This window comes from Streptomyces beijiangensis (genome assembly GCF_017315755.1).
Taxonomy (GTDB): domain Bacteria; phylum Actinomycetota; class Actinomycetes; order Streptomycetales; family Streptomycetaceae; genus Streptomyces; species Streptomyces beijiangensis.
Map to the genome: position 1 here is coordinate 1 of NZ_JAFLRJ010001043.1, position 319 is coordinate 319.

1 protein-coding gene is annotated in these 319 nt (G+C 77.4%); it reads left to right on the forward strand.

The window, feature by feature from the left end; all coding sequences use genetic code 11:
• The coding region (locus tag J0695_RS40465) for an AMP-binding protein (protein ID WP_206969788.1) at window positions 1-319 on the forward strand (319 nt) is incomplete at both ends.

Sequence of the window (319 nt, forward strand, 5' to 3'; positions counted from 1 at the left end):
CTGGACGTGGTGAGCGGCGCGGAGCGCGAGCAGGTGCTCAACGCGCCGGACGACACGGCAGCGCCGCTGCCGGGCCTGACGGTGCCTCAGCTCTTCGCCCGGCAGGTGGAGCGGGACCCCGCCGCCGTCGCCGGAGACCAGGGCGACGGCACGCTCTCGTACCAGGAACTGGACGAACGCTCGGACCGGCTGGCCGGGGCGCTGCGCCGCCGGCAGATCGGCCCCGGGTCGGTCGTGGCGGTGGCGCTGCCCCGCTCGGCGGGCCTCCCTGCCGCTCTGCTCCGCGTGGTCAAGGCTGGCGCGGCCTGCCTGCCCGTCG